22 protein-coding genes are annotated in these 22,202 nt (G+C 46.2%); 13 read left to right on the forward strand and 9 right to left on the reverse strand.

What is annotated here, in order from left to right; genetic code table 11:
* Positions 1–123 precede the first annotated feature (123 nt).
* The 6 genes from NDI42_RS02105 to NDI42_RS02130 all read left to right on the forward strand — a co-directional run bounded on the left by NDI42_RS02105 (position 124) and on the right by NDI42_RS02130 (position 3,813).
* Positions 124–387, forward strand: a complete 264-nt coding sequence (locus NDI42_RS02105) for a sulfiredoxin (RefSeq protein WP_190423083.1) — start codon at positions 124–126, stop codon at positions 385–387.
* A gap of 124 nt (positions 388–511) precedes the next feature.
* Positions 512–1,063, forward strand: a complete 552-nt coding sequence (gene dps, locus NDI42_RS02110) for a DNA starvation/stationary phase protection protein Dps (protein ID WP_190455958.1) — start codon at positions 512–514, stop codon at positions 1,061–1,063.
* A gap of 66 nt (positions 1,064–1,129) precedes the next feature.
* Entirely contained in the window at positions 1,130–1,804 is a 675-nt protein-coding gene (locus tag NDI42_RS02115) for a helix-turn-helix domain-containing protein (RefSeq protein WP_190455960.1), read from the forward strand.
* Positions 1,805–1,935: 131 nt separating this feature from the next.
* Positions 1,936–2,478: a Dps family protein gene (locus NDI42_RS02120; protein WP_190455962.1), complete on the forward strand. Its 543-nt coding sequence runs from the start codon at positions 1,936–1,938 to the stop codon at positions 2,476–2,478.
* A 58-nt stretch (positions 2,479–2,536) separates the two neighbouring features.
* Positions 2,537–3,025 (forward strand): hypothetical protein, encoded by a 489-nt coding sequence (locus NDI42_RS02125; protein ID WP_190455964.1) that lies wholly within the window; start codon positions 2,537–2,539, stop codon positions 3,023–3,025.
* 287 nt (positions 3,026–3,312) lie between these two features.
* Positions 3,313–3,813 carry a hypothetical protein gene (locus NDI42_RS02130; RefSeq protein WP_190455966.1) on the forward strand — a complete coding sequence of 167 codons (501 nt, stop codon included), beginning with the start codon at positions 3,313–3,315 and terminating at the stop codon, positions 3,811–3,813.
* 227 nt (positions 3,814–4,040) lie between these two features.
* Here the strand turns inward: NDI42_RS02130 and NDI42_RS02135 are convergent, their stop codons facing one another.
* Positions 4,041–4,817 (reverse strand): DUF1350 family protein, encoded by a 777-nt coding sequence (locus NDI42_RS02135; protein ID WP_190455969.1) that lies wholly within the window; start codon positions 4,815–4,817, stop codon positions 4,041–4,043.
* A gap of 175 nt (positions 4,818–4,992) precedes the next feature.
* The gene (locus NDI42_RS02140) at positions 4,993–5,256 is read right to left on the reverse strand and encodes a hypothetical protein (protein WP_190455971.1); all 264 of its coding nucleotides are present in this window, start codon (positions 5,254–5,256) and stop codon (positions 4,993–4,995) included.
* Between the two features lie 286 nt (positions 5,257–5,542).
* Here NDI42_RS02140 and NDI42_RS02145 point away from each other — a divergent pair, with 286 nt between their 5' ends.
* Entirely contained in the window at positions 5,543–7,216 is a 1,674-nt protein-coding gene (locus NDI42_RS02145) for a NupC/NupG family nucleoside CNT transporter (protein WP_190455973.1), read from the forward strand.
* Positions 7,217–7,273: 57 nt separating this feature from the next.
* A complete protein-coding gene (locus tag NDI42_RS02150) occupies positions 7,274–7,882 on the forward strand; it encodes a DUF3318 domain-containing protein (RefSeq protein WP_190455974.1) in 609 nt (202 codons plus the stop codon).
* A gap of 107 nt (positions 7,883–7,989) precedes the next feature.
* Here the strand turns inward: NDI42_RS02150 and NDI42_RS02155 are convergent, their stop codons facing one another.
* Both NDI42_RS02155 and NDI42_RS02160 read right to left on the reverse strand, forming a co-directional pair.
* On the reverse strand, positions 7,990–9,726 hold the full coding sequence (locus NDI42_RS02155) for a glycosyltransferase family 39 protein (RefSeq protein ID WP_190455976.1): 1,737 nt from the start codon (positions 9,724–9,726) through the stop codon (positions 7,990–7,992).
* A gap of 51 nt (positions 9,727–9,777) precedes the next feature.
* The gene (locus tag NDI42_RS02160) at positions 9,778–10,992 is read right to left on the reverse strand and encodes a glycosyltransferase (protein WP_190455978.1); all 1,215 of its coding nucleotides are present in this window, start codon (positions 10,990–10,992) and stop codon (positions 9,778–9,780) included.
* Between the two features lie 464 nt (positions 10,993–11,456).
* On the opposite strand from NDI42_RS02160, the gene NDI42_RS02165 reads away from it, so the two are divergent.
* Positions 11,457–12,437 (forward strand): glycosyltransferase family 2 protein, encoded by a 981-nt coding sequence (locus NDI42_RS02165; RefSeq protein WP_190455980.1) that lies wholly within the window; start codon positions 11,457–11,459, stop codon positions 12,435–12,437.
* 88 nt (positions 12,438–12,525) lie between these two features.
* Positions 12,526–13,215: a TVP38/TMEM64 family protein gene (locus NDI42_RS02170; protein WP_190455982.1), complete on the forward strand. Its 690-nt coding sequence runs from the start codon at positions 12,526–12,528 to the stop codon at positions 13,213–13,215.
* A gap of 58 nt (positions 13,216–13,273) precedes the next feature.
* Here the strand turns inward: NDI42_RS02170 and NDI42_RS02175 are convergent, their stop codons facing one another.
* Positions 13,274–14,947: a hypothetical protein gene (locus NDI42_RS02175; protein WP_199295170.1), complete on the reverse strand. Its 1,674-nt coding sequence runs from the start codon at positions 14,945–14,947 to the stop codon at positions 13,274–13,276.
* A gap of 345 nt (positions 14,948–15,292) precedes the next feature.
* Positions 15,293–16,180: a hypothetical protein gene (locus NDI42_RS02180; protein ID WP_199295171.1), complete on the reverse strand. Its 888-nt coding sequence runs from the start codon at positions 16,178–16,180 to the stop codon at positions 15,293–15,295.
* Between the two features lie 269 nt (positions 16,181–16,449).
* On the opposite strand from NDI42_RS02180, the gene NDI42_RS02185 reads away from it, so the two are divergent.
* Positions 16,450–17,271, forward strand: a complete 822-nt coding sequence (locus tag NDI42_RS02185; protein WP_190455984.1) for an OmpA family protein — start codon at positions 16,450–16,452, stop codon at positions 17,269–17,271.
* A 380-nt stretch (positions 17,272–17,651) separates the two neighbouring features.
* Positions 17,652–18,653, forward strand: coding sequence for a methionyl-tRNA formyltransferase (gene fmt, locus NDI42_RS02190; RefSeq protein WP_190455986.1), 1,002 nt, complete (start codon positions 17,652–17,654; stop codon positions 18,651–18,653).
* A gap of 25 nt (positions 18,654–18,678) precedes the next feature.
* Here fmt and NDI42_RS02195 read toward each other — a convergent pair whose 3' ends face one another.
* The 3 genes from NDI42_RS02195 to ccsB all read right to left on the reverse strand — a co-directional run bounded on the left by NDI42_RS02195 (position 18,679) and on the right by ccsB (position 21,357).
* On the reverse strand, positions 18,679–19,038 hold the full coding sequence (locus NDI42_RS02195; RefSeq protein WP_190425518.1) for a DUF6464 family protein: 360 nt from the start codon (positions 19,036–19,038) through the stop codon (positions 18,679–18,681).
* Between the two features lie 286 nt (positions 19,039–19,324).
* A complete protein-coding gene (locus NDI42_RS02200; protein WP_190455987.1) occupies positions 19,325–20,137 on the reverse strand; it encodes a KGK domain-containing protein in 813 nt (270 codons plus the stop codon).
* A 146-nt stretch (positions 20,138–20,283) separates the two neighbouring features.
* Entirely contained in the window at positions 20,284–21,357 is a 1,074-nt protein-coding gene (gene ccsB / locus NDI42_RS02205) for a c-type cytochrome biogenesis protein CcsB (protein ID WP_190455990.1), read from the reverse strand.
* Positions 21,358–21,554: 197 nt separating this feature from the next.
* Here ccsB and clpP point away from each other — a divergent pair, with 197 nt between their 5' ends.
* Entirely contained in the window at positions 21,555–22,154 is a 600-nt protein-coding gene (gene clpP, locus NDI42_RS02210) for an ATP-dependent Clp endopeptidase proteolytic subunit ClpP (protein ID WP_190425527.1), read from the forward strand.
* Positions 22,155–22,202 lie beyond the last annotated feature (48 nt).

The raw sequence follows: 22,202 nt of genomic DNA on the forward strand, positions 1-22,202 counted from the left end.
GCACAAATGCGAAGGGGATGAGCGAGAATCTTCAGCTTGATTCACAATGGCTGGTTGCAAAACGAAGTCATAATGAGTATGATTTAGAAGGAAGGAACCTAGATGGAGACAGCGACTCGTCCTATGGTAAGGGTTCAAGAGATACCCCTGCGAAAAATTCACCGTCCTCTGCCCCGACAAACTGACCCAGCTAAAGTGGCAACTTTGATGCAATCGATTCAACTAATTGGTCAGCAAGAACCCATCGACGTGCTGGAAGTGGATGGAGAATACTATGGTTTTTCAGGTTGTCATAGATTTGAGGCGATTCAGCGTTTAGGTCAAGAAACCATTCGTTGCCGCATCCGCCGCGCACCGCGTTCTGTTCTGAGTATGCACCTAGCCTGAGCATGAAAACGTTCATTGTTCAAGAGTAGCACTACAAGCTTCCATGAATTATGAACCGCGAATATAATCTACACAAGCCGTCAGGTGCGCTTTTTTATACTTCCACTACAAGGAGCGAGACATAATGACTAGCAAGAATAATTCTTCACGTCTCTACCCGACCAGCATTGACATTGCCCCAGAAACTCGGTCTAAAGTGATTGAGCTTCTTAACCAAACCGTGGCAACCACCCTCGACCTAAAAACTCAGGTGAAACAAGCGCACTGGAATGTCAAAGGTATGGATTTTTACCAGTTGCACTTACTTTTTGATGAACTCGCCACTGAGTTAGAAGAATTCATCGATTTATTTGCCGAAAGGGTGACAGCCTTGGGAGGGTTAGCAAAGGGGACAGTTCGCACGGCGGCGAATGTGTCCATGCTGCCAGAGTATCCTTTTGATATTCTCGACGGCAAAGACCATATCACAGCTTTGTCAGACCGCTTTGCACCATACGCCAAATCGCTGCGCCAAAACATTGATGCTTCAGCTGAGCTGGGTGATGCTGATACTGCTGACCTTTACACGGAAGTTTCTCGCGCAATTGATAAGCGGTTGTGGTTCTTAGAAGCACATCTACAAGCTTCCGCAGTAACTTCTACTGCTGCTTTAAAAGAAGTAGTAGCCAGCAACTAACGCCAAATTCACTTTTTTGACACTCCCCTGGCTAAAGCACAGGGGATTCTTCATTCTTAGACTCAGATGAGCCAATCTTCGCAGCAAAATTACACCCAGCTGTTGCAGGACTTAATGCAGCAGGTGGGTATTTCTAGTTTTAAAGCTTTGAGTCGAGAAGCTGGCGTTTCTGAACGACAGGTGAAGCATCTGCGGTTGGGAGAAGTGTCCCAGATGCGGGTAGAAACACTCTTTAAGATTAGTCAAGTGCTGAAAGTATCGGTAAGCGAGTTACTGACAATTTTTGGGAAAATGAAGGCACTGGGGGCTGAGGACTGGGGGCTGGGGACTGGGAATGCGCCCAAGGTAGAGGAAGCTCTGAAGCAGGAGTACCAGGTTCTTTTGGCGCAGATGGAGCAGCAGCGGGAAACTTTGCTGCTGGAATTTCAACACTCAAGCCTGCAAATTTTGGAATCTTTTTTAGTATATTGGCCTACAGCTGCTAATAAAGCCCAGGAAAATCCTCAGATGGCGGCGGTGCAATTGCTGCCTTTGGTACGTCCGGTGGAAAAGCTTCTAGCTGCGTGGGGAGTGGAAGCGATCGCATCTGTTGGTGCAGAATTACCTTACGACCAAAAGCTACATCAACTCATCGAAGGAACCGCCCAACCAGGGGAAATGGTGAAAGTACGTAACATCGGCTACCGCCAAGGAGAGAAACTTCTGCACCGCGCCAAAGTCAGTGCTATTTCTAAAGCATGAGCCTACTAAGCTGACTACACTCAAAACCACGCAACACCAAGCGATCTATGAATCTCCCGTTTGGCTGATGAATCTCCTGTATAGATTTGTTGCACTGATAAGAGTGACTATCTCTGGAGAACACAACAATTATGCGTCCTTTAAACATAGGTTTAACAGAAGAGCAGCGTCAAGGCGTGACCGATTTATTAAATAAAGATTTGTCAGATGCCTACCTGCTATTGATCAAAACCAAAAAATACCACTGGGATGTCGTCGGGCCTCAGTTCCGCTCCTTGCACCAACTGTGGGAAGAACACTATACCGCATTGACGGAAAGCATTGATGCGATCGCTGAGCGAGTTCGCGCCTTGGGTGGTTATCCAGTAGGAACTGCGGAAGGCTTCCTGAAGTACGCTTCTATTAAAGAAGACCCAGGTACTCTTCCCAACGCCTTTCACATGGTAGAAAACCTCGTGTCAGATCACGAGCAAGTTATCCGCAACCTGCGCGAACACATCGATCAGTGCGGAGATAACTTCCACGATCAAGGTACCGCTGATTTCCTCACCGGCTTGATGGAACAACATGAACAAATGGCTTGGATGTTGCGTTCCTTCATCGAAGGTGAATCCATTCAGCCAGACGGCAGACTTTCGGCAGAAGGTCTGAAAGTTCCCGTCAATATGAAGTAATTCATCGGGAAAAGTAGATACTGAGGAGGTAGATTAAGTTCTACCTCCTCAATTTTTTATGCAGCCAGAACTGAGTCCTAGTGAAGCAATTAGATTAGCTAAACAAGTAGCAAATTTGCTACCATCACCGCCACGAATTTATCAGAATCGGAATGGGTGTGTTCAAAAATGGCCTGATTCCCCTGGTTCGGAAAATATTTTAACTTTACAGTATATAGGCGGTGTTTACATTCCAACTGAGTGCTACCCTAAGATAACGCTGCTCACTATTACCTTTGAAGGCGAAGCTGCTAAACAACAGAACGATTCGGTCACTCTAGTTCAAAAATTAAAGAATAGAATCTTTCCCCAAAAAAGCAATTCCTCCGTTCACTTACCTGTGGGAGGGGACAACATAATATTTGTTTGTAAGTGGGACAGCCCGTATAAAAGAGGGGAACTTAAACATAGTTGGTGGTTTCATGTTGCTACAGACCGTCAAGTTCAGTTTATTCTTGAGTCAGGAGATAGTTTAATTTCCTACTATGACGGGCCTCCGCATTGCTGAAAGAAACGATAAAATAGTAGGACTTTTGTGGCTATTTGGCGCTGAATAAAAGAAAGCACAATTTATTATTGTTCATTTCTATAGCAATCCTATTTAAGTTGTGAGATGCCGTTAATATGAAGTAATTTGGCTAGTGGTAATTGGTGATTTTATTACCAATACCAAAAGTATGCCTAGGGTGGGGCAATGCTCACCCTACGCAGTATTCAAGCATTGGAGATGTGGAACTTTAGTAGATATCTGGCACTCGTATAGAAAAGAACAATCTGCCACTGAGTGCCTACAGTATGATGCTCCCAGCTTTACTCTTAAGCGTATACAGCGCAGTTACACCAGTTTTACCCCTGCAACCAAATCATCAGATAATTGTGCAACGTCCAACTGGGAAGCGCATGGACAGACAAGTTACTGTAAGTGTTGCGATCGCGTTAGCCAAGGAAGCAGCAAATAAGCAAAAATCTCCACCCCGCATTTATGCTTATTATGGCCCCTTAGTCGTCGGCGGCAGCCTTGGCGCATGGCCCGATAAACCCGGTTCAGTGCAAACTGGTTACAATACCTGCGGCGCACCCCCTCCTCCAGCGCTGATGAAGAATTGCAATCAACCTATGACGCTGACGACAGTTGTTAATCCCCGTAAGTCTAGAGGAGGCTACACTGTGATTTTTGAATCTAGATGGGGTGAAGCCAACTCCCGTTACAACAGTTGGCAGTTTGATATAGGGGTAGACCGCCGGGTAACATTTGTGGGTGAAAAGGGAGATGGCTTACCCCCAATGGTGCAGTGATATTAATTTTTCTTTGTGATGCAACATATGCGATCGCGCCAATTTACTCTTAGGGTTGGGGCGATCGCAGAAAATCACAAGTGTACCGCCAATATAGCAATTCTAGGGTTAGGTGCGATACATCTGTAGGGACATGGCAATCCCATGTCCTTACTAAGGTTGACCAGACATTAAAACCACCATATATTCCGCCCAACTGATAAACGCTATAAAGTAAATTGGCATAATTAAGCTGGCGAGAACGGTTGTAGCCAGCGTCCAATTTCTTTTTTCAGCAGATTTAGCTCTCGGTAGACAATTTCTTGCTTCACCCACTGACCAACAGCATCAAAGGCTGTAAACTCTTTTCCCGATTTCCAGTTGACATCTTGACCTAAAGGTGTCAGGTGGCTTCCTGATAGCATCTGCATCGCCACCATTCCCGGAAAGCGGTTTTGCAGCAACTCGCTCAGGGCAGTTGTTTGGTCAATATTATCGTTATTAAATTTAATCAATAAATTGCGGCGAATGCCGTATTTTTGGGCGATGAGATTGTTAGTTTCGACGGGCGAAGGCGTAAACTCGACAGAAAAGGCATTATTAAAATTAAATTGCTCTACAAATGGGATAGCATCGCGTGCGGCGTAGTTATTGAAGGAAATTAGGATATTTCCAGCCCGTTCGACTGGGAAAAGGCTACCGATGAGCAAATGCAGTTTGCAGCCCATGCTGTGTCCGACTCCGTAAATTGGAAGATATCGCCGTCGGAGTAAACCTTTTGAGCGCATTTGTTCCAGGGCGCTATCGAAGCTGAGGCGGACATTGCCTGCGATCGCGCTATGATCCAGCGTATTCACAAACGGCGTAGCAATTACCACATAGCCTTCTTTTGCCAACTGTTCGAGTAACCAACGATAAGTTACTTGGGGTGCAGCAGCGACAAAAGCGCCCCCAAGAAAATGTACAATTCCCACCGGATGTGGGGGAATGAGTACCCAATTACCGGATATTTCTTTCCAGTCCATGAAGCGATAAGCGCGTTGTTAATACATCTTCATCTTAAAGCTTGCTTGGCAGAGATGGGATGCGATCGCTCTTTTCCATCAGGCTGACACAATTTCGCTTCGCTAACGCGCTAACAACGAGAGAGAATGCGTGAAGAGTTGCTATCCCGTAGGAAATCGCGCACTTCCTAAAGCATTATTCGTTTATTGGGGGACGGTCGCGTTTTGCCAAGTCTGAGGGAGGGCGATCGCTACTCCACGCCCACCACGCAGAACCGCACTGGCACTGATAGAACTCCTGCCATTTTCTGCGATACTCTGGGGTCATCACAGGCGATCGCCTGTTTATCCAAACCCGCGCTTGCTCCCTAGAGTCAGCGCGACATTTGGGACAGCAGAAATCGTGGGCGTGAATCGCCGCTTCAATCCATTGAGGAGGAACTGGGTCAAAAGCTTCCATTTATTGAATTTGCTGGTGGTTAACTGCCCAAGATTTAGGATAACGAGTCTGGGACTGGCCTAGTCAAGTTGCTTCCCTGACTTTAAGAAATATCTTAAGTTTGAATAAATTTTTGTATTCTGCGCTTATTTTAAGGCTGTAGTAGTACCGAAGCACCTCATTTTCAGTTATTGTCTTGGGTGTATTGGGTCATCCCCCGGAAGGCGGGGATAAAGCTGAAAAACGCCAAAATTTTAACAAAAGGCGGAATGGGAAGCACTTTGTATAAAAGTAAGGACTCTCGCCCATGTCTTATCTCAACATTATCTCGTTTCTGGGCATATTTGGATTGTGCGCGATCGCGTGGTTGTTTTCAGAACACAAACGGGTTATACCTTGGCGCGTCATCATCTGGGGCATCGGCTTGCAATTAGTTTTAGCATTTTTGGTGTTTCAGTTTCCACCAACTCGCACAGCGCTGGAGTGGTTTACTAGCTTACTTGATGGCGTTTTTCTGGCTGCTGACGCTGGCGCAAGATTTGTTTTTGGCAGAAATATTGTCCCAGTTCCTGGTCAAGATCCACCAATCAATCTGGGATATATTTTTGCCTTTCGCGCCTTACCCACAGTCATCTTTTTCTCCGGACTGATGGCGCTACTTTACAACATTGGTGTCATCCAAGTAATTACAAACATTTTTGCCAAATTATTCTATTGGACAATGCGCTTGAGTGGAGCCGAAGCCCTCAGCGGTGCCGCTAATATTTTTGTGGGTATTGAAGCGGCTATTGTTGTCAAGCCATTTTTGGCAAAAATGACTCGCTCAGAATTGTGCGCGATTCTAGCTTGTTGTTTCGGAACCGCTGCTTCATCAACCTTGGCGATTTACGTTAGTTTCTTAAGACCTGTTTTTCCGAACATTCTGGGACACTTAGTATCGGCATCGATTATCGCGATTCCCGCCTGTTTTGTTTTATCGAAAATTTTAGTCCCAGAAACAGAAACTCCTCTCACTCTTGGTGGCATTCCTACCGAGAAAAGCGCTAGAGAGCTTGAGGCGTTTGGTGATGAAGAGGAGTTTAAACAGGAAACCGTAGCGGGAGAACCCATCGAACGCATCAGCCCACTAGATGCCGCAATTGTGGGAGCTTTAGATGGGGTGAAAATGGCAGTAGCGATCGCTGCTGTGTTAATTCTAATCTTGGGTTTGGTTTCTTTAGTTAATCAATTTTTTGGTTGGTTGGGTGGTTTACCTAGTCCAGTGGGTGATGTATTTAAAGTTGTCACCTTGGCAAATATTCAAGGATTCTTGTTTTATCCCCTAACTATCTTGACAGGTGTTCCGTTTAGTGAATCTTGGACGGCTTCAGTAATTATTGGGCGCAGACTATTAGAAACCGCAATTCCTCCTTATCAAGCATTGGCAGAAGCAGCTGCGGCGGGAACAGTGAGCGATCGCACTGTCTTAATTGTCAGCTACGCTCTTTCGGGATTTGCTCATCTAGCATCTGTGGGAATTTTCGTAGGCGGCACAATTGCCCTGATTCCCTCGCGGCGCAAAGATATTTCCGAACTCGGTTGGAAAGCTTTGTTTGTTGGCACCTTGGCAACGATGATGATTGCTTGTCTGGCTGGTGTGTTTGACACAGGAGATCCCACCATTCTCGGTGACAAAACTTCCCCCGCTCAAATCGCTCCGATCACCCCCGCCGTCGCGCCTTCGCCCAGTGTCACGGTTTCTCCCGTCCCGTTAGTAGCACCAGCAGTCAGCCCCAAAGTGGCACCCGTACCGACGGCATCACCCGCCACCAAGCCCCCAGCGGCAAAGCCCCGTCCTACAACTGGTGCTGCTCCTAAGCCAGCTACCCAAGTAACGCCTAAACCTACGGGTACTGCCCCCAAAGCGACTACCCCAAATCAGCAGCGATCGCAACCGAAACCTACCGCATCCCCAGTTCCATCTCCTGTACCCCAAAATTAGATTAGTTTTGAGTAGGGTGGGCAGTACCTACTTTAGTTTCTCACTAGCTCCTAAAAGATGAATCCAGAGCCTGAAATTCGCCGCTTATTAGATGTCATGCCTGCATCTGGTCGGATGTTGACGAAAATTGTCAGCAAACCGCAGCAACCGCAGGTGATTGATAGCCCCTTTCCCCAACCTTGGGCGCAGGATCGAACGATTTACATCAATTTCGATCTATGGCGGCGCTTGTCTCAGCCGCAGCGAGATTTGCTAATTTTACGCACAGTCTCCTGGTTGATAGGCATTAAGTGGTTCAAGCCCGACATTTATCAAGGTGTGACGCTGGCTGGGGTTTTAGGGGCGATGGTGGAACTTGTGCAGGGGGATGCTGTCGGTGTAGTGGTGGCTGGAGGAATGAGCGCGATCGCGCTATCCCAAATTTTCCGCAATTCTCGCAGTTCTCAGTCGCAACTGGATGCGGATGAAGCGGCAATTAAGGTGGCGATTAGGCGGGGTTATTCTGAAGCTGAAGCTGCTCGACAGATGTTGTCTGCTATTGAAGCTGTGGCTAACATCGAAGGTCGTCTTAGTTTGGATTTTACCGAGTTGATTCGTTGTCAGAATTTGCGAGCGATCGCTGGTTTATCAGCGGTTGGTGTTCCTGAGTCTATTAAGCAGGAATAAGGATTAAGAAATGAACCGCGTTAGCGCTTTAGACGCAAAGAGCGTGAAGGAAGAAGTAGAAGAAAGAAGAAAGAAGTTAGTAACAAAACCCAAAACTCTTTTTATTTTTAGCAGCGATAGAGTTTATAGTCATAGCCATCTACTGCGGGAGAAGATAAAGGGTTTTGAACGCATCCGTTTAATTCTATTGGTGCGTGGAAATTTACTAGCCACAAATCTAGGGGTCGCGGCAAAGTAGCTAAAGTTTTTTGCAAGGCAATTGTTGAGGTTTTGGGATTTTTGTCTTGATGGGCTAAGAGAAATTGGGGATTTTGTGGCAAACCTTGACGTTTAAATTCCCAAGCTATTCCCATCATTTCTCCATTTTGTACGTGGGTTTTGCGGGTGGTGGCAATTAGCACGGGCGCTTGAGAATTTTGTTGAATTATTGGTGCTAAAAGGTCGGGACGATAATATTTTTGATAGCCTAAATTAGTGACTACTGTTATTCCGCTCAAAAGTCCCATCAGCCAAATTAGAACAACGGCTGTTTTCCCTTTATCTTCCCAAGAAGCGGCAAGACTAGCTCCCACTACCACTATTACAGCCGGAAAATAGACAAAGTTATACCGTGCGCCCCGCGTGAGGTCGATACCGAGAAAATAGGTAAAGACGAAAAACAACGCGATCGCACTCCAGACGAAAGCCTCAAATAACCAAGTATTTTGATGGCGCTGCCGCTGGACTTTTAGACCGCGATATAGCATGGGTAGCGCCCGAAAAAAGAAAATCACCATCACCACCACAGAAGCAATTACTAAAGGTAACTGACTTGCCTCCACTGGTAGCAGAGATATCATAGTTATCCAAGCGGCGATCGCCTGAAACACTGGACTCAGCCAAGCAAGGCCGACGCGATCGCCTTGAATCCATTCAGTAAGCTTACCTCCATAACTGTTCTGCAAAAATACTGGCACCCAAACTAATCCTCCCGCCAGCGTACCCGCAGCAACCGCAACCAATGGAAGTAGAAACCGAGGAGTAAACAGATCCCCTTTTTCAAGGGAAGCTTTTTTCATTCCCGCAATTCCTTGTCTTTCCTCTGCGTTCTCTGTGTCTGGACGGTTCATTTCTCGCCAAACTATGGCAATTAACGCCACAGCTTCCGCACACAAGGTAAGAGCGAAGAAATAATGACTAGCAATACCTAAAGTATTCACCCCTACCCAAACCAGCACCAACCAGATTGGCAGTGGTTTCTGACGCTGAATGTGCCTTACAGCGACCACCAAGCACCCCAAAGAAGCAATCACCCATAACATTGCCAGAGTGTAATGACGAGCTTCCTGCGCCAGGAAGATGCCGTAGGGAGAAACTGCCATCATTGCCGCCGCCATTTGCCCGACTAACTGGGAGCGAAAAGCAAACCGTGCTAGTGCGTAGACAGCAGGAATCGAGGCTACACCCAGAAGCGCAGCAAGCGATCGCGCCCCCCACAAAGAAACCAATCCTTCCATCCCTCCGTTGACGGGAGGAGGAAACAGTTGCAGCCACAAGTGAGTTAGCACAAAGTAGAGTGGTGGATGGTTACTCTCAGTAAGTAAGTGATGAATTACATCACCTATACCTGCTGCTGCGCTAGGTATAAGTGGTTGCAGAAGAGTATCGAGAGCGATCGCTTGATCTAGAGGAACCCCCGTAAAACTATTGCCCAGACTAAAAGTGAGCGTAGAAAACTCATCAGTCCAAGGCGACTTAAGAGCCAGATTCATCAAGCGCAAGCCAGTTCCAATTCCTATCCACACCACTAGCAGCAGGAGTGGGAATTTTGAGTTTTGAATTTTGAGTTTTGAGTTAGAACTCATAATTTATATTTCCTAATTCTTAATTCCTAACTCCCAACTCCTAACTCGTAACTACCTGACTTCCGTCACCCGCCAGCTAAGTTTGAGGTTAATCCAGAAATTCCAGAATGTGACAGTAGCGATCGCAATCAGATTCGCTATATATTCGTTGATTCCCAACAAATTAAACAGCAAATTTAGAATCGTCACATTCAACACCAGCCCCGTCAAACAGACAATATTAAATTTCAACAGCCGTTTAAAGCGCTTGCTCCAGCCCTTTTGCTGACTGCTGATATCCCCAAACGTCCAGCGATCATTCCACAAGAAATTATTGATAATTGCCACTTCAGCCGCAATAACTGCACTGCGAGTTAATCCCCATTCCAACTCGCTACGCAACAGATAAAACACTGCCATATGGACAAACACCCCACTTAAACCCACCGCACCAAAGCGAATAAACCGACCCACAGGCCAGAGGGAAAAACGTAACTTCAGCAGATGTCGCAAATACTCCACGTATTGTTTCCAAGTTACCTTGCTCATCCCCTCCTGCCGCTCTTGAAATACGTAGCCTACCTCGGCAATCCAACTGATATTTCCTCGACCCAGCACCTCAAGCAAAATTTTGTAACCCAGCGGATTGAGCATTTTGCCAGCAAGACAGTCGCGGCGCACTAAAAAGTATCCACTCATCGGGTCAGAAACGCGACCAACCACCCCAGGCAGCACCATTAACCCAATTAACTGCGCCCCACGGGACAAAAACCGCCGCACAATACTCCAATCGCTTACGCCGCCGTTTTCCACATGACGACTGGCAACTGCCAAATCTGCTCCCCGCTGCATTTTTCCCCACAGCTGCAATAACAACTCTGGGGGATGCTGGAGATCGCCATCAATCACGCCTAACACTTCTCCCCTCGCTACCTGCCAACCGCGAATCACGGCAGTAGAAAGTCCCCGTTCCTCAACTCGCCGCATCACCCGTATTTGGGGATATTTGCTGACGAGTGACAGGGCAACTTTCCAGGTAAGGTCTGGGCTATCATCATCGACGACGATCAGTTCGTAGGCATTAGGGAGAACTGCATCCAGCAGCAGGCTCAATAACTGAATTATGTACTCAATGTTTTCACCTTCGTTATAAGTAGGAATCACTAGAGATAAACGAATCAGGCTAGTGCTTGTATTCTTAGAAGCTGTTTGGGCTTCAGGAATTTGCAATGCACCCAAGGGGACGGGCAAAAGGAAGTGAGGTTGTGTAACAGACCAATTCGCCATGAAACTCCACCAAATCGAGTGTGTGGGAGGAGCGAACTCGATTCATGAGATTCCATGCAAGCTTAAAGCAAAATGATAATCTTTATTCAGCCTAGTCGTGTCGCCAAGGTAAATAATTTTTTGTTTTTTTAGCCAAGGCAGAAATTAACATTTGGCTCTAACCTTTACAATGCCGTATATTCGCGTAGAGTAAAGTTACGTCTGGATTTTGGTAATTTCCCCGTTGCCTGGTGGACACAATTGGCGATAAGACTTCGGCATACCCGAATTTTCAGCCTTCCAGATTATAGAATGCCTAACTACACTGCGATCGCGATCATTAAAGCCACATCGAACAGCGACAAGCGCCGCAACGGTCTAGAAACCCTAGAGCGAGAATTCTACTGTGACAAGGAGAATTTAGGTTAAACTTTAGCCAAGCCAGATGAAAATTAACATATCTTAACTTTTCGTAGTTTTTTTATATGTCCTCAGGTATAAACTCTGTAGAACTCTCTGTGATAGTTCCTGTTTACAACGAGGAGCTAAATATTGACTACTTGTTTGAACGACTGCTATCTGTGCTGGAAACCTTGGACACTAGCTATGAGATAGTTTGCGTCAATGATGGCAGTAAGGATAATACCCTGAAGTGTCTAATTGAACATCATCATCGTAATCCAGTTATTAAAGTAGTCAACTTGTCTCGCAACTTCGGCAAAGAAGTTGCCCTCAGCGCCGGACTCGACTATACTACTGGTGCCGCCGTGGTGCCGATTGATGCCGACCTGCAAGATCCGCCAGAGTTAATTAAAGAACTCGTGGAAAAATGGCGCGAAGGCTATGACGTAGTTTATGCGACCAGGCGATCGCGTGGAGAAGAAAGCTGGCTGAAGCAAATGACAGCCAATGCTTTCTACAAAATAATTGGCAAAATGAGTCGCGTCCCCATCCCCCGCAATACCGGAGACTTTCGCTTGCTAGATCGGCGTGTGGTTGAAGCCATCAAGCAAATGCCAGAACGCACCCGGTTTATGAAAGGATTATTTGCCTGGGTAGGTTTTAAGCAAACATCCGTACTTTTTGACCGTCCCCAACGTTACAAAGGAACCACTACCTGGAACTATTGGCGTTTGTGGAACTTTGCCATTGATGGCATTACCTCTTTTAGCTTTCTCCCCTTGAAAGTTTGGAGTTACGTAGGCGTTACCATTTCTCTATTGTCATTTGTCTACGCCACTTTTTTAATTTATCGGACTTTGCTCTATGGGGTCGATCTTCCTGGTTATGCCTCGATAATGGTAGCGATTCTATTTCTGGGAGGCATTCAGCTAGTAACTCTGGGTATCATTGGCGAGTATCTTAGTCGGGTCTACGAAGAAGTCAAAGGACGACCGCTTTATTTAGTGCGAGACGCTTATGGCTTTAAAAATAATGGGGAAGAGGGAATTGGTAATAGGGAATAGGGAATAGCTAAGAGGTAAAAGTTGTGAATTAATAAATCCTAATTTCTAAGTTTTGCCCAATCCCCAATCCCCAATCCCCAATCCCTAAATGTTGAATTTTAAAAGCGGCATTTTCCTACTTACTTCCGTCTGCATTATTGTGACTGCGATCGCAGTATATCTGCTGGGAGGCATCGATCCCGCGCAACTTCAGGCAAGCCTGAATAAAGCTGGCATCTGGGCACCGATTATTTATATCGCCCTGTATACCGTGGCAACGCTGTTAATATTGCCTTCAACGGCACTCAATCTCACCAGTGGCGCAATTTTTGGCCCTTGGCTGGGGACGCTTTGGACGACTATTGCCGCTGTGATTGCCGCTGTAGTGGCTTTTGCCTTTACGCGCACGGTCGGACGCGAATTTGTTGCCCGAAAGCTGGCTGGGCGCTTAGCTGCCATCGATGCGGAGATGATTCAGGGGGGATTGTTCTATATGTTTGCCGTTCGGCTACAGCCAATTATTCCCTACGGCTTAGTCAATTTTGCCGCTGGTTTAACGTCAGTCCGCTTTCGGGACTACCTTCTGGGAACAATTCTGGGAACAGTTCCGGGAGTGCTGCCGTTTGTAATGTTGGGCAGTTATGGTTTGCGAGCGTTGAGAACGGGTGATTTTTTGCCTCTAATCGGGGCGTTGCTGTTAGCGGCGATGCTGGTTGGGGGTGCCACATGGTATTATCGTCGCCGCAGCGATCCACGCAAGGCTTTATTAGAAAAAGAGCGTGGGGAAACTAAGGAGTGAGGAGTTAGGAATCAATAGGGTTTACTTAACGCTTTGCAATTCATAACCCACAATTCTTTCAATTTGTGCGATGACCCAAAATTGCTGTTGGGGCAACAGGCGCAATATCTGGATTAAATCCTCCCACCTGATTAGTACGAATTACCCACAATGTGGCACCATTTTTTAACAATATAGTAGCAATTTCATCATGCGCTCGTCGCGGTAACATTGTGCGCCAAGTTGTCAGCGCCTTGAAGATGGTGGTAAGGGTGCCGTCTGTTGCCCGAATTCCTGCTAAATTTTCAGCGTTTTTCTCCCAGTCTGATCGGATAATCCCCAAGGGTGCTAATTGTTTTTCAAGGCTGCGGCCCAATTTTACTAACTGTTTAAATCTCAGAGTTTGGGTGTCTTGGGGATGACGGCGTAACCATTCTTGAATGCGGGGATTAGACTTAACTTCTTCCTCTACTTGCTTAATTGTCACAAAAAGCGCCTGATTTGCATCTTGTACGCAAGAAGTTGCTGGTGTGACTACCGATCCGCCAGTACCATCACCAATTCGATAGCGTGCCATCATGATGTTTAACTGCCGCAAAAATTCATCCATTGGTGACAGTTTGATGCCATCAAAATCATAATCTTGGGTGACAGCATCGAATTTAACAATGATGTCGGAAACTGGTCGATTCCCTAGCCAACCCCGCTGTAAATCTCCCATGTAGCTAGACCATTTAATTGCGCCAGCAACGATGCCATCAGGATTATGGGCATAAATTTGCTGATATTCGATGTCGAAGCGTAACTCTGAAGTTATGCGATCGCGCACTACTTTAGCAATACCATAAGCGAAGTGTCCCGTAACCAAACCCAAAGGTGCTGGTTCAGCTTTTTTCCCACCTATCCCCCCATAAGTATGAATCACAATTGCCTTATCTCCCTCGCGCCAAGGAGTATCTATTAAAGATTGGGGAGTAATTGGTTGCTTCTTTGGTTCTAGTAAAATAATTTTTGCAGTTCCCTTTTGCCTTTTCGTACCTTTCCAAATCTTATTAATATAGGCAATTGCCCTCTGATTTACATAAACTTCATCCGCTTGGAGTCGCATCAGGGCGCGGGGTTCAATTGCTTGTGTCACAAAGACACCATCCGCATCTTTTGCACCATAAATATACCAACCTGTTGAATTAAAAGGAGATTTTTCCAGCCCGCGATTCGTCGATCTGGTAATCCCATTGCGGTCAGGTGGCACTTGAGGAATGCGGATAGTTTCTCTGGTGCCATCGAATTGTTGTGATGTTTTATTAAAGTGACGAACAACAAACTTATCTTTGTTCTTTTCTGCTCTTTTAATAATACTAACCAAGCCATAAACTCGACCCACGACTTGCACGGGTTCCTTGGTAATAATCAAAGATTGGCGTTCGTCGTTGGCGTTGGATACAACAACAGGATTTTGTAATTCCACGATGATATTATCTTGAGGGTTTGCCCCCGCCAGTGACTCTAAAGGGCCAACCCTTTGCCAATTGTTCAATCTATCGGGATGCAAATTTCCTGATTTTTTACTATCTTCAGTTGTCTGGTTAAAACTTACATCTTGCGTTACAGTTTTAACAAATTCTTGCACCTCTGGGTCGCCACTCCACTTTAAATTGACAATCTTTCCAATTAAATTTTGATGAGTGGAATCAGCGTTTTGTACTTCAAAAAGTACCGAATCGTCTTTTTGTCGCTGTTCTTTCGATGGCAATATAAGTCTTCCCGTCCACGAACTAACGGGTTGATAAATTGATGAAATCCTTTGATTTGCCGGATAATAATTTGGTTGATTGAATGGACTTTTGATATATATTTCATAATTAGATATATTAGGTTTAGCAGAATTATTTTTTAGGGTATAATAAATATATCCTCCTAAAGTACCAATTAATAGACTCAGAAGCAAAAAAATAATTAATAATACCTTTTTTGGTCGTTTTGTTTTCCGCAATTTATTTATTAATAAAAATAATTTATAAAAATATCTAACTAAGTAAAAACATAAAAGTTTTGAGTTTTGAATTAAAAGCTAATTCAAAACTCAAAATTCCAAACATTAGTAATGAGCTTGCGGCCCTGCCCAAGAATGGGTAATTGTTTGACCAAACACCAAAGGTTGATCTTCGATGGCGGCTAGGGTTTGACCATCGAGATCAACAGCCCATAAAGGCCAGTTTTCCTCGCCCAATTCGCCAGCGCGAAAGAGAACTTGGTCGGGATTGGTGCGACTCCAACCTAACAGGATAGCGTTACTGTAATCATTCCTATTTGGCGCAATTGTGGTAGTGCGATTTTGCTTACGATCCCACACAACGGCGTAGTCAGAAGCATCAGAGGTGCTAAACAGACCTTCAAATTGCCGTGCTAGGATGCGATCGCCTTCTTTAGACCAAGAAACGGGGATCAAAATGGCGATTATCCCTGGCATATCGGCTTCTTCGTTACTGACAAAAGGATTGTCAGCCAAGGGAGAAGATGCTGAGATTGTCCTTAAGTCCCCTGTCCGCAAATTTTCCAAAAACATCACACTCGTAACGCGGGAGCGGAATAAATCCGGCTGCACCTCCATCTTAATCCGACTGTAGGCTGCGTACTGACCATCCGGAGAAACTAAGGACGGACTGCGATAGTAGCGCACACCAGAACCCGCCTTGGTGCTGACTTCCGTATGGGTTGTCAATACCCAATTCCAAGGGATGGGATGAGGACTATCGAGGGGATCGATCTGCACCCCAAGTTGAGCTATTTGGGGAGTCATTTCGGGGGCAGCTTCACGAACTTCCTTTGACGACTGGGGATATTGCATAGGTGAGGGACGTGCGATTGTAGACGCAGCTGTGCTAGCCAAGGCAAATGAGCTAGGAGCCATCAGCAGCGCAGCCGCTAAGAGAGGAAGGTATGGTTCGGGGCAAAACCATACTGAGCGGAGGAGGCGTTTCAACATCGATTAGGGGTTTGTTGCTAAACAGCGTTTCTTGTGTGAAGAGCAACGCCTAAGGAACAGTGCAGCGTCCCTATACGTATATGTATATGTCATAAAACCTGGCATAAATGACAAAAGATTTTAAAAAATTTATTATCTGACCTTAAATCTCGCTTCCGGGGTCATGCAGCACAAACAGGGAGGCGGAAAAGATACGCATCAGCATAAAAGAATAACCTCGTTGACATTAGCGAGTGCTACTCTGTTGTGGAAGAAAGTGGGAAAAACGGGTGACAGAAGACGCAACATTTGCTAAGGCTAATACTTCCCCTCGCCAATCTAGGGGCAAGGGTCGATTTATACAGGCTTTAGGGTGGCGGCTGCTGCTACTCTTGGTTGGAGGTGGTTTGGCTGGGCTTTTTGGTATTGTTGTCGCCACGTTATTTCCTGACTTAAATGCAGAAGTGCCTCTGGTGGTCAGAGTGCTACGCCTCAAACAGCCGCAGCCATCAAGTGCTGTTAGGATGATACCGTCACAGCTCAGTATAGAGCAAAGGCAACAACTACAATCTGAGTTACAACAGTTGCAGCTTGATTTACAGGGAATACGCGATCGCACTAGCAGCCTGGAAACTCAACTTGGTAGCGATCGCGCCAACGTTCCCCTAGAAGCGCGATTAGCTGCCATCGAAGGGCAACTTCAAGGCAAAAGCCTTCCCATTACCAGTCAACCAACCGCCTCTGTGCCTGGATCGCCATCGGATGCCTTGAAAGTAACACTGCCCACGGATAGTTTATTTAAAGGTACTGAGAGGGTTTTGCTCCCAGAGGCCCCGGTGATTTTGGACGCAGCGATCGCTGATTTGCGTAATTACCAAGATGCCACAATTCATATTGCTGCCCACACTGATGACGCTGGGGAAGCCAAAGATAATACCGAAAAATCATTTTTACTCGCTAGAACAGTTGAACAGTATTTATCTACCGCTTTGGGTAAGCAATACCGTATGGTTGTTATTGGCTACGGCGAAAGTTTTCCCTTAGTAATTAATGATAGCGATACCAACCGACAGCGTAACCGCCGCATTGAATTAATAGTTATTAGCCATTAGTTACATTATGCCTGGTCAATTGCCCATCATTGTTAGCGAACTTCTCTTCTATTAGGGAGTGGGAGAATTTGGGTTGCGCCAAAGTCTCTCTATAGCAGTCCTGTTTCATTTGTTTAAAAACGAACCGCAGAGGCGCAGACAAATAAAACAGATAGTACAACTCCTACAAGGATTGCTGTAGAGGTATTTTTATTTTTGGGCAATTCCACGGATTTGATATCATTAGTTAGTTGTTAAGTAAGGAATTACAGCAATAATAACTGAGCTGTAAAAATTAATGAACCGCGAAAATAAGAAGAGACACGGAAGATTTAATGAATGATTTAGGATTGCTATAACAATCCCCAATCCCCAGTCCCCAATTCCCAATCCCCAATTAAATGAAAGTAATATTTTTTGGCACCCCACAGTTTGCTGTACCAACTTTAGAAAGGCTATTAAGCAATCCAGAATTTGAGGTTTTGGGCGTTGTCACGCAACCAGATAAGCGGCGGGGACGGGGCAATCAAATGATGCCTTCACCAGTAAAAAGTGTAGCTTTATCACATCAGATCAGAGTTTGGCAACCCCCGCGGATAAAAAAAGACGAGGAAACTCTTACCCAGCTACAGGAGACGGGGGCTGATGTGTTTGTGGTTGTTGCTTACGGGCAAATTCTCTCCCAACAAATTCTGGATATGCCTTCATTGGGTTGCATCAACGTACACGGCTCGATTTTACCGAAGTATCGGGGTGCTGCCCCGATCCAATGGTGTCTCTATCATGGCGAGATAGAAACCGGAATCACGACGATGCTGATGGATGCGGGGATGGATACCGGTGCTATGCTCTTGAAAGCTTCTACTCCGATTGGGCTGTTAGACAATGCCCAAGATTTGCAAGAAAGGCTGGCTGGTGTAGGAGCAGATTTGTTAGTGGAAACTCTCCGGAAGTTGAATCAAGAAATTGAACTAATCCCCCAAGATGCTTCTGAGGCGACATATGCGCCGCTGATTAAAAAGCCGGATTATTCTATCGATTGGTCGAAAGAAGCGATCGCATTACACAACCAAATCAGAGGATTTTTCCCGGACTGTGTGGCGAGATTTCGGGGTAATCCTCTCAAAATCATTGCTACTGCTCCCCTTGGCTCGGCTTATGGGTCATTGCCACCAGAATTAGAGGCATTACAGCAAGAATGCCAAGCCTTATCTTCCCTTTCAGTTCATCCCGGTGAAGTGGTGAATATTGTCAAGGGAATGGGGCCCATTGTTCAAACCGGGGATGGACTGTTGCTACTGCGGGAAGTGCAGCTATCTGGAAAACGCACTCAGTCTGGTTGGGACTTTGCCAATGGCACTCGTTTGGCGGTGGGGGAAGTTATAGAGAGTTTTGAGTTATGAGTTAATAACTCTTACTCTTTCCCACTTAGCACTCAGCACTTTCAAATGAACGGCAGCGATCGCATGGCCCCTCTGGATTAACCGCACAGCGAATTAGCTCTGAGTGAGCATTAAAGCGGCATCTAGCATCCCCAATTACCCAGCGCCCCTTTACAAAGCTTTTCTCTGTCGGACGTTGCGCTGACTGCACGTAAAGCGCGATTTTATGTAATCGATAGCGTCCCGCCTTGTACTGGTAGCGGTGGCGACGTTCTAAAACAGCGTAAGTTTTACCTGCTACATCTAGATAGTTACCCGGTTGCGGTGTCCAATCTAGATCGAGGTTGCCGAGAGACTGACGTGGATGCGTCAAAATCAGCTCTGTGGGTAAAGAGTATGGCTCCATAAACAACAGATGTGTTGGTAACTATATCTTCAAAGTATCGCACTCGCAGCTTATAGCCTGCTTTATCCTCATTGGGAACGAGAATAGACAAGACATAAATTTCGCGATCGCTTCTCAAGAATTGGTGTAGCCTCAGACTGAAGTCTAAGGCTACTTTCGCTTATGCGATCGCTTCACATCCAGTTATAGCGTTTCAAGGGTTGGGTGGAATATATCGCGGTGACGTTATCGCCACCTTGGTAGGGACATGACAATACCATGTCCCGATGAATTGCTATAAACAATGTTATTGATTTTGCCAATTACCCTGGTTCATGTCTTGCCACACATCGTCAAGTAGCGAGTCGGCTGCATTGTCTTCCGTCTCATTGTTTTGGGATAATTCTGCAAAGTCCAGCTCATCGTCCTGCATTCCTGTCATCCCTGACAAATCCAGTTCATTTTCATCGAAAACTGGTGAAATTGTCATATCCAGCTCATTTTCATCGAAAACTGGTGTCCCTGACAAATCCAGTTCATTCTCATCGAAAACTGGTGAAATTGTCATATCCAGTTCATTTTCATCGAAAACTGGTGTCTCTGCCAAATCCAGTTCATTCTCATCGAAAACTGGTGTCTCTGCCAAATCCAGCTCATCTTCAGCGAAAACTGGTGTCCCTGACAAATCCAGCTCATCTTCAGCGAATGGCCCCTCTACCAAGATGACCTCTTCTTCATAAATAAAGGCTGTCGGTGCTGCGACTAGCTCATCCTCTTCGATAGCTGCTGGTGGCGGTGCTTGTACTTGTACTGGCTGGCTCGCTCTCGTAGCTGGTGGCTGTGGTGCATCTGAATCTTCAGGAGAAAATTCCAGAGTAAATCTCACTTTTCCTTTTTGCCAGCCGTTAGAACCAAATCTCAGCACCTCACAAGAGATGCCTTGTTCGCTAAACCAACCATCTTTTTCTTCTGTCCATCCACCTAACCCATATTCCAATTGAGTTCTGATGGCTTCTGCGAATTCTCCGACTCTGAAGGTGCGGTGTCCAATTAAAATTTGGGCAGAATCATCAACAGAGAGAACTTCGCCTTTTGATAATGAGTCGAATTGATTATCCACAACTATCTCCCCCGGCTTAATTTTTTCAAAGTGTGATTAGTCAGTTGTTAGGTGTCACCTAATTGTCAAGTTGTCAATTTGAAACGTTGTCAGGTTCTAACAACTTTCCAACCTGCCAACGTTCTTTCCGCCAACAAACAAAAAGCTTAAAAGAACCAACCGTAGCTGTGGAGTCCTTTGCCCAACAGATTGACCCCAAGATAGCAGACCCAGACTACTACAAATCCTGTTGCTGCCAAAATTGCTGGTCGTCGCCCTTGCCAGCCTTTGGTGATGCGGGCATGGAGGTAGGCAGCAAATACCAGCCAGGTAATCAGCGCCCAGGTTTCTTTGGGGTCCCAACTCCAGTATGACCCCCAAGCTTCATTTGCCCAAACACCACCAGCGATAATCCCAATTGTCAGCAGGGGAAATCCTAAGCCGATGATGCGGTAACTGATGTTATCTAGGGTTTCGGCGAGATTCAGGCGCTGCGGCGACAGGATGGCAGCGTCATTAATTACCTCTTTTTGAGAGGTTTGGGGGTTGGCTAAATCGAGAACGGCGGTTTTGGCGCTGCCATTGCTTTCAAAAACACTGTTGACAGAAGATGAGTTGCTAGCTTCCCCTTGTGGTTGAAGTACCAAATCGCTTGCTTTTTGTAGACGGTAGGGGCGATCGCTTTCGTCCTTACTGCGAAATCCACCAGTTCCTACGGAACTGCCGCGAAGTTCGATGTTTTTCCCGCCACTAACGACAAGGAAAGCGATCGCTAACAGCGAACCCACCATCAGCGCTGCATAAGAGAGCATCATGACGCTGACGTGCATCATCAGCCAATTAGATTTTAGCGCCGGAACTAACGGTTCTGCCGACTGCATACTTGATGGCAAAGTCAAGGCGGCAAAAGCGCTGATGCCCATTGCCACTGGTGCAGTGACAACGCCCACTAAGCGGCTCTTGCTCATATTTTCCGCAATTAGATGAATTGTGGTAATCCCCCAAGCCAGAAAAAATAGGGATTCATAAAGATTGCTTAAGGGGAAGTAGCCAGCTTCCAGCCAACGTGCGCTCAGTAAAGCAGCAATGCAAAGGTTCGCGATCGCCATCCCCGATGTTCCCAATACTGGTAGGTAAGGAATGTTATTAAAAGCTGCCCCTCCCCAGTAAATCAGCATCGTGACAAACAGGACAGCAAACGAGATATTATCCAACCCATTCTGAAGTGCAACCAGGTTCATGTTGTGTACTAGAAAGTGCAGTTTTAAAACAATGGCGTCGGCATAGCGCCACTTTGATCCTATCGGTTCTGGGGACTCTGGTTAGAGTTGGCAGTGTTTTTTCAGGCGATCGCGCAACGCATACGGAAACCCGCCCAGGAGATTTCAGCATTCTAATCGCTAAAATTAAGAAAAATCACGATAACAGGCTTGGCGTAATGATTCCTACCGTAATCGAACAATCAGGTCGCGGCGAACGCGCCTTTGATATCTACTCCCGGCTGCTGCGCGAACGCATCATCTTCTTGGGACAACAAGTTGACTCCGACCTCGCCAACTTAATCGTGGCTCAGCTGCTGTTTCTAGATGCCGAAGATCCGGAAAAAGATGTTTACCTCTACATCAACTCTCCCGGCGGTTCTGTCACCGCAGGCATGGGCATTTTTGACACGATGAATCAAATTCGCCCCGATGTCAGCACCATTTGCGTCGGTTTAGCTGCCAGTATGGGCGCTTTTCTCCTCAGTGCTGGTGCGAAAGGCAAGCGGATGAGTTTGCCCCATTCCCGGATTATGATCCACCAGCCACTAGGAGGCGCTCAAGGTCAAGCCACGGATATCGAAATCCAAGCTAAGGAAATCCTTTACCACAAGCGTCGCTTAAATGAGTATCTGGCTCAACATACAGGTCAGCCTATTGAACGGATCGAGGAAGATACGGAGCGGGACTTCTTCATGTCGGCTGAGGAATCAAAGCAGTACGGACTGATTGATCAGGTGATTAACCGCACTCCCTCGGCGATGAGCGCCACCAATTAAAAATTATACCCCCCTTAAAAAGGGGGCTAGACAAGTAGGTTGGGCCCT

Source organism: Funiculus sociatus GB2-C1 (genome assembly GCF_039962115.1).
Classification (GTDB): Bacteria; Cyanobacteriota; Cyanobacteriia; order Cyanobacteriales; family FACHB-T130; genus Funiculus; species Funiculus sociatus.